The sequence below is a fragment of the Nocardia niigatensis NBRC 100131 genome, assembly GCF_000308655.1.
Lineage (GTDB): Bacteria > Actinomycetota > Actinomycetes > Mycobacteriales > Mycobacteriaceae > Nocardia > Nocardia niigatensis.
In genome coordinates this window covers 1-15,076 of the sequence record NZ_BAGC01000104.1, presented here as the reverse complement: position 1 = coordinate 15,076, position 15,076 = coordinate 1, and the positions used below count along the sequence as shown (strand labels likewise).

Genomic DNA, 15,076 nt, shown 5'->3' with positions numbered 1-15,076 from the left:
AACGCGAAAAGAACAGCCCCGCAATCGGGTAACGCCCCGCCCCGCAGCGCGGACATACGGGTGATGGGAGAGTGATGGCCTCCGCACAATTCGCTGTATTCCTCGTCGCCGCCGCGCTGGTGACGATCGTCGTCGCCGCGATGTTCCTGCCCGGTGTCGCCCGGGTGTTCCTCATCGCGCAGACCGCGCACTGGTCGCTGTCGTATATCGCGCGACCGGTGGTGTTGCTCTGGGTGCAGCCCATACCCAGCTACGGCGACAATGTGCCCGATCCCCGGCTCTACGAGTACGGCTACGACGGCGGCATCGCCGCGGTGCTGCAACCGGTCATCTTCGGTCTCTGGTTCTACGCGGGGCTGATCGTCGCCTACGTGCTGTGGGTGCGGATGCGCCCGCGCGAGACCACCCCGCCGATTGCGCCTTTCGCGGGCGAGCCGATCTTCACCCAGACCCTGTTCCTGCTCTACGGGGTCGGCACCCTGGGCCGGCTGGCCGCCTACGCGACCGGTACCACCGGCAAGGCGGGCGAACTGGAGAGCCCGAACCCGCTCATCAACCTGGTCACCATTCTCGCCACGCTGGGCGCGGTCGGGCTGATCGTGTTCTACCGCAACGAGTCCGGCCGCACCACCGCGCTGATGGTCGGCGCGCTGACCTGCGGCGAACTGGTATGGACCGCCACCGTGCAGTCGAAGACCCCGATCATGGGCGCGGCACTGGCCATCGCGGTACGGTTCGCCATGACCGGCTGGACGCGAGTCAAGGTCGTCGGGGTCGTGAGCATCATCGGCCTGGCCCTCGGCGGTTTCGGCTGGCTGCAGTCACTGAAGACCGACGCCGCCGCCAAAGCCGAAGCGGCACAGGTGGATGCGCAGTATCCGGCGGTGGTGCACCCCTTCCTCAGCATGCTGCGCCGGTTCGACCTGCTCGAGGCCGCCACCGACTCCTGGTTCGCCGGACCCAGTTCATGGCTGACGCCGAGTCAGGTGGCGCTGCACGCCGTGCAGAGCCTGATTCCCACCCAGCTGCTGGGCGCGGAGAAGTTCCGCTCCGGCGCGGCGTGGGCCGAGCAGGTGCGCGGGCGCTCGGTCGACATGTCGACGGTCGAGGTGTCCCTGGCGGAGGGCAATATCAACGAGGGCTACGTGCTCGGCGGCTATATCGGGGTGGCGGTGGGCGTCACGATCACCTTCCTGCTGCTGCTGATCTGGATCCGGGCCCTCTACAGCGAATACCTCGCCATGGCGATCCTGGGCCTGTCGGTGATCGAGGTCCCCGTCCTGTTCGAGCGCGGCATCCTCGGCACCGTCGAGATGCTCGGCAAATACCTGCAGGCCGTCGTGCTGGCCTGGCTGGCGTATCTGGTTGTTGGTGAATTCCGAAGACGGATGGAGCAGTTACAGGGGGCACCGATTCCATCCGGGAAAAAGAGGACAGCGCAATGGGTTTGATCGACTACTGGCGGTTGCTGCGGCGGCGCTGGCCGATAATCGTTGTCGCGATGGTGATCTGCACGGGGGCGGCGTACGGATATGCGAGCACCCTGCCGACCGAGTACACGGCGTCCAGCTCGGTGTACGTGTCGATGGCGACCGGGACGTCGGTCAACGACTCCTATCAGGGCGGGCTGGCCGCGCAGCAGCGCGTGCGCTCGTACGTGGATCTGGCCTCCAGCGTCACCGTGGCCACCTACGTACGCGATCAGCTGGGACTGAAGAGTTCGGTGAACGATCTGCGCGGCCGCATCACCGCGGTCTCGCCGCCGGCCACCACGATCATCATCATCACGGTGAAGGATTCCACCGCGTCCGGCGCGCGCACGCTGGCCGACGAGGTGGTCTCCCAGTTCCGGGCACTGGTGTCCCGGCTCGAGGTCACCCAGTCCGACGCCGCGCCCGCCGCCCGCGCGGAGGTCATCGACAAGGCCCAGACGCCCAGCGGGCCCAGCGGCCCGCAGAAGACGCGCTACTACATTCTCGGTGCGCTGGCCGGACTGATGATCGGCCTGGCCGCCGCCATCGTGCGCGACAAGCTCGACAGGCGGGTGCGCACCTCCACCGAGCTGGAAGCCTTTCTGCCGGTGCCGATCCTGGGCATCATCGACGACGGGCGGCCCGGCGCGGCCGGCGAACTGCGGCGGCTGCGCACCCGCCTCACCGAGGATCCCGAGCTGGTCAGCCTGCTGCTGACCTCGCTGTCGCCGCACTCCGAACCGGATGTGGCGATCGGTCTGGCCCGTACCTTCGCCGACACCGGCGCACGGGTGGTGCTCGTGGATGCCGACACCACCGGACAGGGATCGTCCCAGCGCAGTCCGGCGGCCGCGGCCGCGGGGCTCTCGGAGCTGCTGCGCAGCAGCGCGACTCCCGCGAGCGTGGTGATGGCGTGGCCGGAGGTCGGGGTCAGTGTGCTGGGGCTGGGCGGCATGGACTTCCGCACCCCGGACCTGCTGGACTCGGAGCGGTTCAGCGACATCATGTCCAAGCTGCACAGCGAATTCGACCACATCGTGGTGGAGGCGGCGCCGGTCACCGCCGCGGCCGACGCCATCGCGCTGGCGCGCCGCGTCGACGCCACCATCGGCGTGATCGAACTCGGGCAGACCACCTCCAATCAGGTGCGCGGGGCGCTGGCCACATTCGGCCACGACAATCCGCGGATGATCGGCACGGTCGTGTTCTCGCGCCCGCACCGCAGCGTCGGCGAGCTCGTCAAGCATCCGATCGATCTGGTGAAACGGTGATCGAGGAGGACGGGGGGAGCACGGACAACCGGTCGGAGGCCGCCGTGCGCAGACGGCGGCTGCTGGCCGCCGGGCTCGGGGCGGCGGCCATCCTGCCGGTCGCGGCGGCGTGCGCGAAAACCGAGTCCGACACCACGGAATTCCGTTCGCCGCGCGTCACCGATCAGCCGTCGGCGCGGAACGTGAAGGACTTCGGCGCGGTCGGGGACGGGAAGGCCGACGACACCGACGCCTTCGCCAAGGCCGCCGCCGTCAGCGACAAGCCACTGGTGCTCTACATTCCGGCCGGGCAATACAACCTGAGGAAGTTCCCGCCGCTCTCGGATTACGCCACCGTGCTGGGCGACGGGGCCGATGTCACGACCATCAACTACGACGGCGAGGACACGTTCATCGCGTTGCAGCGCAAACAGCGGGTTCGGTTCTCCCGCTTGGGTTTCTACTTCTCGGGACCCAAGGCCACGGCGGTGCGGCTGTCGGAGTGCTTCCGCTGCACCTTCGATTCGGTGGTGCTGCGCGGCAACCACATCAGCGACAACGCGCCCCGATTCCAGGAGCAGCGGGGGCTGGTGCTGGATCAGAACACCGGGGGCACGACCGTCATCAATTCCGATATCAACAATTTCGGGTTCGGGATCGTGACCTCGTGCATCCAGAACTATGTGACGTCGTCGAAACTCACCAACAACCATATCGGGGTGCTCGGCACCGGCGGCGATCACAATGCCGGATTGGCTTTGGCCAATGTGGAATTCGTGTCCGACAACGATCCCAGGACCACCGACAAACACCTCGTGGTGGACGGCCCCGCCAATGACTGGTGGCTGACCAATGTGTGGTTCGAAGGCGCCGACACCGCGCTGTCCATCGGCGGTCCGGCCGGCGGGCCCGCTCAGTTCGGGCTGGTCAACTGCAAGGTGGCCGCGCGCAAGGTGTGCCTGGATCTGATCCATTGCCGCCAGCCGTATCTGGCCAATGTGCAGTTCGATCCGGACCTCGACGCACCGCCCCTCGAGGTGCGGGTCGATCCCAAGGGCGTGGCGGAGGGTACGGCCGTCAACCTCATCTCGGGGTCCTACCAGGACGTGGATCCCAAATCGTTCCCGGACGGCTGGCACGTCATCGGGCGCGGGGCCATTCACGGCGCGCGCTTCGCCGGGACCACGGTGGCGCAGGCCAGTCAGCCCGATGCCGACATCATGCAGGTCCAGGATCGGGACGGCACCGTCCTGTCCGCGGTATTGAACAGTGGGGCTTATCTTTCCGATCGCAGCGAAGGGGGAATCGTATTGAAGGATTCGGCGGGCACCTACTGGCGGCTGTCGGTGGGCACGGACGGCACGGTCAAGACCTCGTCGCTGGGCAAGCAGCGACCGCACTCGTGAACGGGGCGCCGGCACGACTGCGACTGGGCCCGGCGCGGCTGCACGGCAGCACCCTGCTGCTGCGGCTGCCGCGCTTCGCCGACTACCAGGAGTGGCGGCGATTGCGGCTGCGCGATCGCGCCTTCCTGGAACCGTTCTGGCACACCTCGCGACTGGACTGGGACGCCCGGCACAGCGAGAAGGCCTGGGTGCGTGAATGTCTGGAGGCGGCGACCAATGCCCGCGCCGGGCGGCGGGTGGCCACCGTCATCGAGATCGACGGGCGCTTCGCCGGACAGGTGGAGATCGGCAATATCGATCCGCAGGCCCGGCAGGGCGAGATGGGGATCTGGATCGACGCGCGAATGGGACGGCACGGATTCGGCGGGATCGCGGCCGGTTTGATCCTGGACTTCAGCTTCGAGGTGCTGGGACTCGAGCGCGTCAACGCGCCCATCTCGCCGCGCAACGCGGCGGCCACCAGCGGTGCGGTGCAGATCGGGTTCGTGCGTGAGGGGCGCATGCGGCTGCATTTCGATGTGGGCGGGGCGCGGGCCGATCACGATCTGTGGTCGATGACGCGCGCCGAGATTCCGCCCAAGGGATTCGCCGAGATGTGGATCGAACGCACCCTCGAGCATCGGACGCCGCCGCCGGAGGAGGGGACCGGGTCCTCGCGCGCGCACGGAATGCCGGATACCGCAATCATATTCGGTGTGCTCGCCCGCTATCGGGCGGGTCAGCTGTGGCGGGCCGCCACACAGGCCCTGCCCACCCGGCCCATCGCGCTCCGCCTGCCCGGGTACGACCGGCTGGTCCTGCGCAGCCTGCGGCCCGCCGATGGCCCGGCACACGCCGCCGCCCGGCGTAACGGCGCGCCGCGGACCACCGACGGAACCGATAGCACCGGTCCGTCCTGGTGGCGCGAATTCGCCCGCAGCACAGCGGGAGTGCGTTCCCCCGCCGGTCTGCTCCTCGTCCTCGACGCCGCGGGCGCCTACGCCGGGGAGGCCCGGCTGCTCGATCTCGACATGTTCGATCGCAATGCCCGGATGCACATCTGGGCCGATCCCGCCCACGCCGACGACGAAGTCCGCCTGGCGGCAACCCGAGCCCTGCTGGCCCACGCCTTCGACCGGCTCGGACTGTTCCGCGTATACACGGCCATCGCGGCCGGGGATACCGCATCGGCAGCGGTCGCCGCCTCGGCGGGACTGCACAAGGAGGGAACCATGCGCAGCTACACCGGTCTCGACGGGCACCGTGGCGACCACGACCTGTGGGCCATCACGGCCGGGGACGAGGATCATCATGCGTGACTACCGGCGCAGCGCCGCTCTGCAGGCCCGGCTGCACGCGGTGGTGCCGGGCGGAGCGCACACCTACGCGCGCGGCGCGGACCAGTACCCGGAGGCCATGGCTCCGATCCTGGTGCGCGGCAAGGGCGCCCGGGTGTGGGACGCGGACGGCAACGAGTTCGTCGAGTACGGCATGGGGCTGCGCTCGGTGACCCTCGGGCACGGGTTCGAGCCGGTGGTCGAGGCGGTCGCGCGCACCATCGCCGATGGGGTCAATTTCACTCGGCCGACCGAGCTGGAACTGTATGCCGCCCAGGACTTCCTGAGCCTGGTGCCCGGCGCGGACATGGTGAAGTTCGCCAAGAACGGATCCGACACCACCACCGCCGCGGTGCGGCTGGCCCGCGCGGTGACCGGGCGGGAGACGGTGGCGATCTGCGACCAGCCGTTCTTCTCGGTCGACGACTGGTTCATCGGGACCACCGAGATGAACGCCGGGATACCGAAGACGTCCACGGTGCGATTCCGGTACAACGACCTGGAGTCGCTGCGAACGGCCCTGAGCGACAACGCCATCGCCTGCGTGATCCTCGAACAGGCCACCGCCCTGGCCGAACCCGAGCCGGGCTTCCTGCAGGGCGTGCGCGCGCTGTGTGATCGATACGGGGCGCTGCTGATCTTCGACGAGATGATCACCGGGTTCCGCTGGTCCGCCGGTGGGGCGCAACGGATCTACGGTGTGGTGCCCGACCTGTCGTGCTGGGGCAAGGCCATGGGCAACGGGTTCCCGCTCTCGGCGCTGGCCGGCAAACGCGAGTACATGGAGCTGGGCGGGCTGCGCACCGACGCCGACCGGGTGTTCCTGCTCTCGACCACCCACGGGCCGGAAACCGCGTCCCTGGCCGCGTTCCGGGCCGTCGTGTACACCTACCAGGAGAGCGATCCGGTGGCGCGCATGGAGGAATCCGGCCGCCGCCTCGCCGCCGGGGTCAACGCCATCGCAGCCGACCTCGGCATCGGAGATCATCTGGAGGTCGCGGGCCGGCCGTCGTGTCTGGTGTTCCTCACCCGGGATCCGGAAGGCGTTCCCTCCCAGCCGTATCGGACGCTTTTCTTGCAGGAGCTGCTGAATCGGGGCGTGCTGGGGCAGTCCTTCGTGAACTCGGCCGCGCACACCGACGCCGATATCGACCTCACCATCGACGCCTGCCGGTCGGCGGCCGAGACCTACCGCAAAGGCCTGGAGCAGGGCACGGTGAACGGCCTGCTCAGCGGGCGGCCCGTGGCGCCCGCGTTGCGCCGCAAGGCCGCCCCCCGCCGGCTCACGCGGTGACCTGGGAGCTGTCATGTCCGCACCCCGAATCGCCCTCGTCCACGAGCGTTTCACCGAGTATGGCGGCTCCGAGGCCGTGGTCGCCGAGTTCATGAAAACCTGGCCCGGCGCACCGGTTTTCGCGCCCATCACCGACACGGAATGCACGCGTGCCCTGCGGACCGCCGCGGGTGGCGACGCCGCGGCCGGACCCGTGTACGACACCTGGCTGTCACGCGCCTACGCGGCGAGCGGGCGGCGGTCGCATGCGCCGCTGCTGCCCTTGGTGCCGGGGGCCCTGCGCAAGCTTCCCCTGCACGGCGAGTACGACGCTGTCGTGGTGAGTCATCACGCCTTCGCGACCCAGGCGGTCTTCGCCACCACCGCCCCGGTGATCGCCTACGTGCACAGCCCGGCCCGGTGGGCCTGGGACAGCGCGTTCCGGGCGCGTGAAGCCGGAGGACGCGCGGGGCAGGCCATTCTGATGGGGCTCGGGGCGCTGGCCCGACACCACGAGTTGCGGGCGGCGCCGCGGCTGGCGCACGTGGTGGCGAATTCGCAGGCGGTCGCGGATCGGGTGCGGGACTGGTGGGGTCTGCCCGCCTCGGTGGTGAATCCGCCTGTGCGCGTGAACCGGTTCGCCCCGGACCCGGGCATCGATCGGGAGGACTTCTTCCTCTTCGCGGGACGGCTGGTGCCCTACAAGCGACCCGATCTCGCGATTCGCGCGGCCCGGCAGGCCGGGGTGCGGCTGGTCATCCTCGGCGACGGCCGCTACCGCCGTCAGCTGGAGGCGCTGGCGGGACCGGAGACCACCTTCCTGGGCGCGGCCTCCGATGAGGTGCTGCAGGACATGTACCGCCGCTGCCGGGCCCTGCTCATGCCCGGTGTGGAGGATTTCGGCATCGTGCCGGTGGAGGCCATGGCATGTGGCGCACCGGTACTCGCGGTCGGTGAGGGCGGCGCGCTGGACACCGTCGTCCCCGGAATCTCCGGCGAGCACATTCCGACCGGTTCCGATGATTCGGTGGTGGCCGGATTCGCGCGGGTCATGCGCGATTTCGACCCCACCGCCTATCACCCCGAAACCATCCGCAAGCACGCCGTCACCTTCTCCCCCGAGGCATTCCGCGGCCGAATCGCGGACATTGTCTCGCACAATTCCCGCTGACCGACTATTCATTGAATCCGGACGGATTCGAGAACAGCGGAACAGGGTGAGGCAGTGGGTGGTGTCGGAGCTGGATCCGGCGCGTTGGTGACCGGTGGAGCAGGGGATGTCGGGCGTGCGGTGGCACGAAGACTGGTGGACGCCGGACGGCCGGTATGGGTCGCGGACGTCGACGCCGCGGGAGCGCGGGCGACCGCGGCGGAGCTGGGGGCGGAAGCCACTGCGCTGGAACTGGATCTGACGAACGAGGACAGCATCGCGGCGGCCGCCCGGACCGTCGGCGGGCGGGTCTCCGCGGTCGTGCACTGCGCCGGGGTCGCGGTCGTGGAGCCGTTCCTGGACTGCGGGACCCTCGCCTGGGACCTCATGTTCCAGGTGAACCTGCGCGGCCCCATGCGGCTGACCCAGCTGCTGCTGCCCCGCATGCTCGACGCCGAGTCCGCGCGCATCGTGTTCGTCGCCTCCGACGGGGCGCGAGCCGGCGCCTCCGGTGAAACCGTCTACGCCGCATCCAAATCCGGGCTGTTCGGTTTCGCCAAATCCCTCGCCCGGGAGGTGGCCCGTCACAGCGCCACCGTCAACGTGGTGTGTCCGGGGCCGCTCGCGGGCCACATGATCGACGACACCATGGCCGATCACCCCGAAACCCTCAGCGCCCTCGAAGAAGCCATCCCCCTGAAGCGCCTGGGCCGGCCGGACGAAGTAGCCTCCCTCATCGCGTGGTTGGCAAGCCCGGAAGCCAGCTACATCACCGGCCAGCTGATCAGCGTCAGCGGCGGCATCACCATGGTCTAGGAGTTGCCCTCATGCCCACCGTTCCCCTCGTCGACGCCCACATGCACCTGTGGGACACCAGCGCTCACGCCTGGTACCCGGGCCTGGCGAGGTTCGTCGACGCCGGCAGGCCCGACATCGCGGAGAACTTTCTGCCCGCCGACTTCGATCGGGCGCTCGGCTCGGTCGAGGTGAGCGCGCTCGTGCACATGTCGGCAAGCACCGCACCGCACGCCTATCTGGACGAAACCCGTTGGGTGGACGGCATTGCCGCGGCGAGTTCGCGGCCGTTCGCCATCGTGGGAGCGGTCGATCCGACCCTGCCGACGGCCGAGTTGATCGCGCATCTCGACGAGCAGGCGCGGACCGAGCGCTTCCGCGGGGTGCGGGTGTTCGAAGGGTTGTCGCCGAATACGCTCGCGGCGGACGCGATCGCGAGCTGGCTGCAGGAGCACGACGCGGTCTTCGATCTGGTGACCAAGCCCGGCGAGATCCTCGACTGGATCGACTTCCTCGCCGGGTACCCGGAACTGCGGGTGGTGCTCGAGCACCTCGGCTTCCCGCAGGGGCGTTCGTCCGAGGCCCGCTCCGGCTGGCACAACGCGATCTCCTTGGCCGCCAAGGAAACTCAGTGGCTGTGCAAGCTGTCGGGGTTCGGGCTCATCTGCCGGGATATGACGTGGCCGTCCATGGAGTACTGGCTGGAATCGAGTGTGGCGCTGTGGGGCTGGCGGCGGCTGATGTTCGGCTCCAACATGCCGGTGGACTCCCTGGCCGGCACCTACACCGAGCTGGTGTCGGCGATCGACCACATCGTCACCACCGATGCCACCGATCAGGAGGCGGAGTTCTTCTACCGCGCCAACGCGCTCGACACCTATCGCCTGCGATAGGCGGCGTGACGCGGCGGGTGAATTCCTCCGCAACGCCTGATCCGTCGCCGGACAGCCCGGCTGCCGTACGGCAGCCGGGCTGTCCGAAAAGCTCGAAACGGCTCATCGCGACGCCGTCCAGCCTGTTATGTCCTGTACCGGAACAGGATTCGGCCCCGGTTGAGGTCGTAGGGGCTCAGTTCCACCAGTACGCGGTCCTCCGGGAGGATCTTGATGTAGTTCTTCCGGATCTTGCCGCTGATGTGGGCGAGGACCTGGTGGCCGTTGGCGAGTTCCACGGTGAAGGTGGCGTTGCGCAGGCACTCGACCACGGTGCCTTCGATTTCTATTCCTTTGCTGGTCTTGGTCATCGCAGCACCAGTTCCAGGTTGCTGTTCACGCGGCGGGCGCCGATGCCCTCGAAGAGGGCGGTCGCCGCGGCATTGGATTCGTTCACCTCGGCCGTGGCGGTGGTGATGCCGCGGGCGTGCAGCGCGCCCAGGGCGTGGGCGAGCATGGCCCGGGCGATACCGCGGCGGTGGTGATCGGCTCGCACCGCGACCAGTCCGATCCGGGGCAGACGGGTCACCTGCACCACGCGGAGCAGGCCGACGTAGCGGTCGGATCGTGCCGCTGCCACGTATTTGGACCGGTCGACAATGGTGTCGCCGTCGACACCGCGCAGGATCTCGACCGGCATGTTCTGCCAGCCGGTCGTTGCCTCGACCTCCTCGCGGATCACCCGGTCCACAGCGCGCAGCGGCTCTTCGGCCGCGTGCCCGGCCGGCACGATCGTGATGTCCGGCGGCGGGGCTGTCGCGTCGAGTCCGGTGCTGCCCGGATCGGTGGGCAGCAGGTACTCCCACTCCCGGCGCCGGGTCGTGAAACCGGCTCGCGCCCAACGGGACAGCAGGTCGGAGTCGGATTCGTCGACCACGGTGTGCAGGGGTCTGCGCAGGGTGGTGAGCATCGCGGTCGCGAGTTGGTCGAACACCGTGTCGTGCCAGGCGTCGATGCTGACGAACAACCGGCCGTCGGGTCGGGTGGAAAGGTCGCCACAGCCGACCACCAGGTCGTTCTCCACGGCTTGCCATCGGGTCAACAGGACCCGGGTGATCGCGGCGGAATCGCCCGCACGCGAAGAAAGATTCGAAGTATTCATTGTCGTCACCTTTCGGGATTGCCTTGTCAGGCAGGCGCTCCCGGCGACGACTACAGCGTTCGCCCACCCGTGACGACGAGAGGGAGCACCCACATCGGTACTGCGTTCATGGGTCTCACCTCCTTGCGTGATGTCACGGTAGTCAGCAGGTTAACGAACGAATCATCGTCCGCACAACCTGTTTTCCGACATCATCCGTCAAGGGCTCGACGTCAGCGCCGGGATCGCGAGGTCAGGACGCCTACGACCCAGCCGATGACGAACGTCACCAGCAGCACCAGCCACATCGGCGAACGGATGGTCAGCAGCAGGAACTCGATATCCACCCGGTGGCGGTTCTCGGCGATGAAGATCACGGCCAGCACAGTGAGGACGATCGCGATCCACTGCTTCATCGAGATCCTCGACAGCAGTGAGGGTTTGGATGTCTCGGTCACCGGGTCCTCCTCCTTGTGGGCGCCGCGGGCGAAGCGGTAGACCAGACCCTCGACGCTAATCGCCCCGACCGGGCGTTTGCCGCAACTTTGCCGCGATTCGCCCGTTTCGTTATCCAAACCGCCGTTACCTTCTCGCGGCGGCCCGCGTCATATGGGTTGGCGACCGACAACGACCGGGTCGCCGAGCCGACGAATGGAGGACAGGGTGCTGTCGAACATCTTGTATGTCACCGTCTACGTGACCGATCAGGACCAGGCGCTGCAGTTCTACACCGAAGCACTCGGCCTGGAGAAGCAGGTGGACCATGCCGGGCCCGATGGGCGGTTCCTGACCGTCAAGGCGTCCAGGAGTCCCGTGGAGATCATTCTGTGGCAGCTTCCCGAGGCGGCCGGGCAGCCGTCCGGGGGCCGGGAGCTGGTCGCGCCCGGGCCGCTCATTATCGAATCGGACAATCTGTGGAAAGACTTCGAGGCGATGCGGGAGCGGGGCGTGACATTCATCGATCCGGAACCGGTGGACTATCCGTTCGGGGTGCGCATCGAGGCGATGGACCCCGACGGGAACCGGATCTCGCTGCGGCAGCAGCGGCGGGGACGGTAGCGATGACCGAATCCGGCTCGACGTACCCGGTGGCCACGGCCTTCGAGGCGCAACGCGACCGGCTGCGGGCGGTCGCCTACCGGGTCCTGGGCTCGCATGCCGATGCCGAGGACGTGGTCCAGGAGGCGTGGATGCGGCTGGCCCGCCAGGACACCGCCGCCATCGACAACCTCGCGGGCTGGCTCACCACGGTCGTCGGCCGGATCAGCCTCGACGTCCTGCGCTCGCGGCAGGCCCGGCACGAGTCGTCCTATGACGGCCTGCCCGAGTTCGTCGTCACCGCCGACGACTGGACCGCCGAACCGGAAGAGTATGTCGCCCTGGCCGATTCGGTGGGCCTGGCGCTCCTGGTGGTCCTGGACTCGCTCGGCCCCAGCGAGCGTCTGGCCTTCGTCCTCCACGACATGTTCGCGGTGCCGTTCGCCGATATCGGCCGCATCCTCGGCAAGTCCGCCGACGCCACCAAGATGCTCACCAGCCGCGCTCGCCGGAAGGTCCAGGGCGCCGGCGACCACCCCTCGGCCCCCGGCCGTGAACAACGGGCCGTGGCCGAGGCGTTCCGCCGGGCCGCGATGGGCGGCGATTTCGAAGCCCTCCTGCGTGTCCTCGACCCCGACGTGCGGCTCACCGCCCACACCCCCGGCGGCGTCTTCGTCACCCTCGGCGCGACCGAAGTAGCCACTCGCGCAAGCAGTTTCTCGGGCGCGATCACCCACCATCAGCCAGTCCTGGTCGACAACCTGCCCGGCTACATCTCCTGGCACGAGGACGGCACTCCCCTATCCGTCATATCGCTCACCGTCGCCGGCAACCGAGTCACCGCCATCACCCTGCTGGCCGATCCCATCCGCCTCGCCGCTATGGATCTACCCAGGGCCTGAACTACCGATGGTCCGTGCCGAGAACGTCGAGCAGGCCGCCGTAACACTCGGCCCCGGCCTGTGCTCTTTCCCCGCGGGATACGAATTGCCGCACGACGACACGGTGGTGCCCTCGGCCGAACATCCTGCTGCTCAGCGGTTTTCGTCGTGACAAGTAGGCCAGAAAGGGTGCCGGCGAGCTACTTGACGAATTGCGTTCTGCGGTGTCATTATTGAAAGGGGAAGACACCGGTATATCGGTGTCGATTTTCTTGTGTCTCTCGACATCTGTTGTGTTCGGGTGTAATTTGAGAATTCGCGCCTGGGCGGGCGCTGTCCGACTCTCGAAATGTGAAATGACCGTGGAAGGTCGCGCTGTCTGCGTGCGGCTTTGTCCACCCGTTGTTGTCGAGTGCTGTTCGGGTAGCCGGCACCGGTGCACGTGAATTACGGCCACAGGACAAGCAGATACCGCGACCGACCGCTGTGCGGGCGGCGCGAGGTGCTGGAAGGACGCATTTTGGCAGTCTCGAATCAGACCGAGCGGGTTTCGTTCGCCACCGTGACCGAGCCCCTGGCAGTACCGGATCTCCTGCGGGTGCAGACCGATTCGTTCGGCTGGCTGATCGGCGCGGCCGAGTGGCGCGAACGGGCGACCACCCACGGAACGGTCCGTGCCAGCGGGCTGGACGAGGTGCTCGAGGAGATCAGCCCCATCGAGGACTTCGCCGGAACCATGTCGCTGACCCTGTCCGAACCCCGCTTCGAAGAGGTCAAGACCTCGATCGAGGAGTGCAAGGACCGGGACCTGACCTATGCGGCACCACTTTTCGTGACCGCGGAGTTCACCAACCACAGCACCGGGGAGATCAAATCCCAGACGGTCTTCCTCGGCGATTTCCCGATGATGACCGGCACGGGCACCTTTGTCATCAATGGCACCGAACGCGTTGTCATCTCACAGCTGATCCGCTCCCCCGGCGTCTATTTCGACCAGAGCATCGACAAATCCACTGAGAAGACACTGTATTCCGCGCGCGTCATCCCCTCCCGCGGCGCATGGCTGGAATTCGACGTCGACAAGCGCGACACCGTCGGTGTGCGCATCGACCGCAAACGCCGGCAGCCGGTGACGGTGCTGCTCAAGGCGCTCGGCTGGACCGCCGAGCAGATCACCGAGCGCTTCGGCCATTCCGGCATCATGCTGACGTCGCTGGAGAGGGACAACACCCCGGGCACCGACGAGGCGCTGCTCGACATCCACCGCAAGCTGCGCCCGGGCGAACCGCCGACCAAGGAGTCCGCGCAGACCCTGCTGGAGAACCTCTTCTTCAAGGAGAAGCGCTACGACCTGGCCCGCGTCGGCCGCTACAAGGTCAACAAGAAGCTCGGCATCCACACCGGCGAAGCGGTCGGCTCCCCGGTGCTCACCGAGGAGGACCTCGTCACCATCATCGACTACCTGCTGCGGCTGCACGCGGGCGAGAAGGTGATGACCGCGCCGGGCGGCATCGCGGTTCCGGTGGAGGTGGATGACATCGACCACTTCGGCAATCGCCGGGTGCGGACCGTCGGCGAGCTCATTCAGAACCAGCTGCGACTGGGCCTCTCGCGCATGGAACGCGTGGTGCGCGAACGCATGACGACCCAGGACATCGAGGCCGTGACCCCGCAGTCGCTGCTGAACATCCGGCCGGTCGTGGCGGCCTTGCGGGAGTTCTTCGGCACCTCGCAGTTCTCGCAGTTCATGGATCACCGGAATCCATTGGCGAGCCTCACACACAAGCGACGGCTGTCGGCGCTCGGGCCGGGCGGGCTCAATCGGGAACGGGCCAGCCTGGAGGTCCGCGACGTGCACTACAGCCACTACGGCCGGATGTGCCCGATCGAGACGCCGGAGGGACCGAACATCGGGCTGATGGGGTATCTGTCGGTGTACGCGCGGGTCAATCCGTTCGGGTTCATCGAGACGCCGTATCGGCGGGTGATCGACGGCCGGGTGACCGACGAGGTCGATTACCTGTCCGCCGACGAAGAGGACCTGCACGTGGTGGCGCAGGCCAACGAACCGCTGGACGCGACGGGCCGTTTCCTGTCCGCTCGAATCGCGGTACGGCGCAAGAACTCGGCAGTCGAGCTGGTGCACGCCGACGCGGTCGACTACATGGATGTGTCACCGCGCCAGATGGTGTCGGTCGCGACCGCCATGATTCCGTTCCTCGAGCACGACGACGCCAACCGCGCGCTGATGGGCGCGAACATGCAGAAGCAGTCGGTGCCGCTGATCCGCTCGGAGGCGCCGCTGGTCGGCACCGGTATGGAAAAGCGGGCGGCCATCGATTCCGGCGATGTGGTGCTGAACGAGAAAGCCGGTGTGGTGGAAGAGGTTTCGGCCGACTTCATCACCGTCATGCATGACGACGGCACCCGTCGTTCGTATCGTCTGCGCAAGTTCGAGCGTTCGAACCAGGGCACCTGCGCG

At 67.7% G+C, this 15,076-nt stretch carries 14 protein-coding genes; 11 read left to right on the top strand and 3 right to left on the bottom strand.

The genetic code is table 11. The annotated features are described in order from the left end of the window. Window positions 1–74: 74 nt before the first annotated feature. Genes ON33_RS31425 through ON33_RS31390 form a run of 8 tightly spaced genes read left to right on the top strand, consistent with a single transcriptional unit; the run spans window position 75 to window position 9,555 of the window. The gene (locus ON33_RS31425; RefSeq protein WP_040862775.1) at window positions 75–1,451 is read left to right on the top strand and encodes a hypothetical protein; all 1,377 of its coding nucleotides are present in this window, start codon (window positions 75–77) and stop codon (window positions 1,449–1,451) included. Next, window positions 1,442–2,743: a Wzz/FepE/Etk N-terminal domain-containing protein gene (locus ON33_RS31420; RefSeq protein WP_040862774.1), complete on the top strand. Its 1,302-nt coding sequence runs from the start codon at window positions 1,442–1,444 to the stop codon at window positions 2,741–2,743. The genes ON33_RS31425 and ON33_RS31420 overlap by 10 nt, the downstream gene beginning before the upstream one ends. A gap of 44 nt (window positions 2,744–2,787) precedes the next feature. Then, on the top strand, window positions 2,788–4,128 hold the full coding sequence (locus ON33_RS31415) for a glycosyl hydrolase family 28-related protein (RefSeq protein WP_245550885.1): 1,341 nt from the start codon (window positions 2,788–2,790) through the stop codon (window positions 4,126–4,128). Then, window positions 4,125–5,426: a GNAT family N-acetyltransferase gene (locus tag ON33_RS38735; protein WP_051153172.1), complete on the top strand. Its 1,302-nt coding sequence runs from the start codon at window positions 4,125–4,127 to the stop codon at window positions 5,424–5,426. Before ON33_RS31415 ends, ON33_RS38735 begins: the two co-directional genes overlap by 4 nt. Then, window positions 5,419–6,738, top strand: a complete 1,320-nt coding sequence (locus ON33_RS31405) for a glutamate-1-semialdehyde 2,1-aminomutase (protein ID WP_040862773.1) — start codon at window positions 5,419–5,421, stop codon at window positions 6,736–6,738. The genes ON33_RS38735 and ON33_RS31405 overlap by 8 nt, the downstream gene beginning before the upstream one ends. 13 nt (window positions 6,739–6,751) lie before the next feature. Next, window positions 6,752–7,888 carry a glycosyltransferase gene (locus ON33_RS31400; RefSeq protein WP_040862772.1) on the top strand — a complete coding sequence of 379 codons (1,137 nt, stop codon included), beginning with the start codon at window positions 6,752–6,754 and terminating at the stop codon, window positions 7,886–7,888. Between the two features lie 54 nt (window positions 7,889–7,942). Beyond that, window positions 7,943–8,683 carry an SDR family NAD(P)-dependent oxidoreductase gene (locus ON33_RS31395; protein WP_040862771.1) on the top strand — a complete coding sequence of 247 codons (741 nt, stop codon included), beginning with the start codon at window positions 7,943–7,945 and terminating at the stop codon, window positions 8,681–8,683. Window positions 8,684–8,694: 11 nt separating this feature from the next. After that, entirely contained in the window at window positions 8,695–9,555 is an 861-nt protein-coding gene (locus ON33_RS31390; protein WP_083869434.1) for an amidohydrolase family protein, read from the top strand. 125 nt (window positions 9,556–9,680) lie between these two features. Here ON33_RS31390 and infA read toward each other — a convergent pair whose 3' ends face one another. The 3 genes from infA to ON33_RS43665 all read right to left on the bottom strand — a co-directional run bounded on the left by infA (window position 9,681) and on the right by ON33_RS43665 (window position 11,250). Then, a complete protein-coding gene (gene infA, locus ON33_RS31385) occupies window positions 9,681–9,905 on the bottom strand; it encodes a translation initiation factor IF-1 (RefSeq protein WP_040862769.1) in 225 nt (74 codons plus the stop codon). Further along, window positions 9,902–10,696, bottom strand: a complete 795-nt coding sequence (locus ON33_RS31380; protein WP_040862768.1) for a GNAT family N-acetyltransferase — start codon at window positions 10,694–10,696, stop codon at window positions 9,902–9,904. The genes infA and ON33_RS31380 overlap by 4 nt, the downstream gene beginning before the upstream one ends. A 212-nt stretch (window positions 10,697–10,908) precedes the next feature. Beyond that, window positions 10,909–11,250 carry a LapA family protein gene (locus tag ON33_RS43665; RefSeq protein ID WP_245550883.1) on the bottom strand — a complete coding sequence of 114 codons (342 nt, stop codon included), beginning with the start codon at window positions 11,248–11,250 and terminating at the stop codon, window positions 10,909–10,911. Window positions 11,251–11,338: 88 nt separating this feature from the next. On the opposite strand from ON33_RS43665, the gene ON33_RS31370 reads away from it, so the two are divergent. From ON33_RS31370 to ON33_RS31360, 3 genes are all read left to right on the top strand, one after another. Then, a complete protein-coding gene (locus tag ON33_RS31370) occupies window positions 11,339–11,734 on the top strand; it encodes a VOC family protein (protein ID WP_040862786.1) in 396 nt (131 codons plus the stop codon). 2 nt (window positions 11,735–11,736) lie between these two features. Then, window positions 11,737–12,615 (top strand): sigma-70 family RNA polymerase sigma factor, encoded by an 879-nt coding sequence (locus tag ON33_RS31365; RefSeq protein ID WP_040862767.1) that lies wholly within the window; start codon window positions 11,737–11,739, stop codon window positions 12,613–12,615. Between the two features lie 481 nt (window positions 12,616–13,096). After that, the coding region (locus ON33_RS31360; protein ID WP_040862766.1) for an RNA polymerDNA-directed RNA polymerase subunit B at window positions 13,097–15,076 on the top strand (1,980 nt) is incomplete at its 3' end.

Excerpts from the sequence above, each read along its gene's own strand:
- ON33_RS31425 (WP_040862775.1), top strand. The coding sequence starts at position 75 with ATGGCCTCCGCACAATTCGCTGTATTCCTCGTCGCCGCCGCGCTGGTG.
- ON33_RS31420 (WP_040862774.1), top strand. The coding sequence starts at position 1,442 with ATGGGTTTGATCGACTACTGGCGGTTGCTGCGGCGGCGCTGGCCGATA.
- ON33_RS31405 (WP_040862773.1), top strand. The coding sequence starts at position 5,419 with ATGCGTGACTACCGGCGCAGCGCCGCTCTGCAGGCCCGGCTGCACGCG.
- ON33_RS31400 (WP_040862772.1), top strand. The coding sequence starts at position 6,752 with ATGTCCGCACCCCGAATCGCCCTCGTCCACGAGCGTTTCACCGAGTAT.
- ON33_RS31390 (WP_083869434.1), top strand. The coding sequence starts at position 8,695 with ATGCCCACCGTTCCCCTCGTCGACGCCCACATGCACCTGTGGGACACC.
- infA (WP_040862769.1), bottom strand. The coding sequence starts at position 9,905 with ATGACCAAGACCAGCAAAGGAATAGAAATCGAAGGCACCGTGGTCGAG.
- ON33_RS31380 (WP_040862768.1), bottom strand. The coding sequence starts at position 10,696 with ATGAATACTTCGAATCTTTCTTCGCGTGCGGGCGATTCCGCCGCGATC.
- ON33_RS31365 (WP_040862767.1), top strand. The coding sequence starts at position 11,737 with ATGACCGAATCCGGCTCGACGTACCCGGTGGCCACGGCCTTCGAGGCG.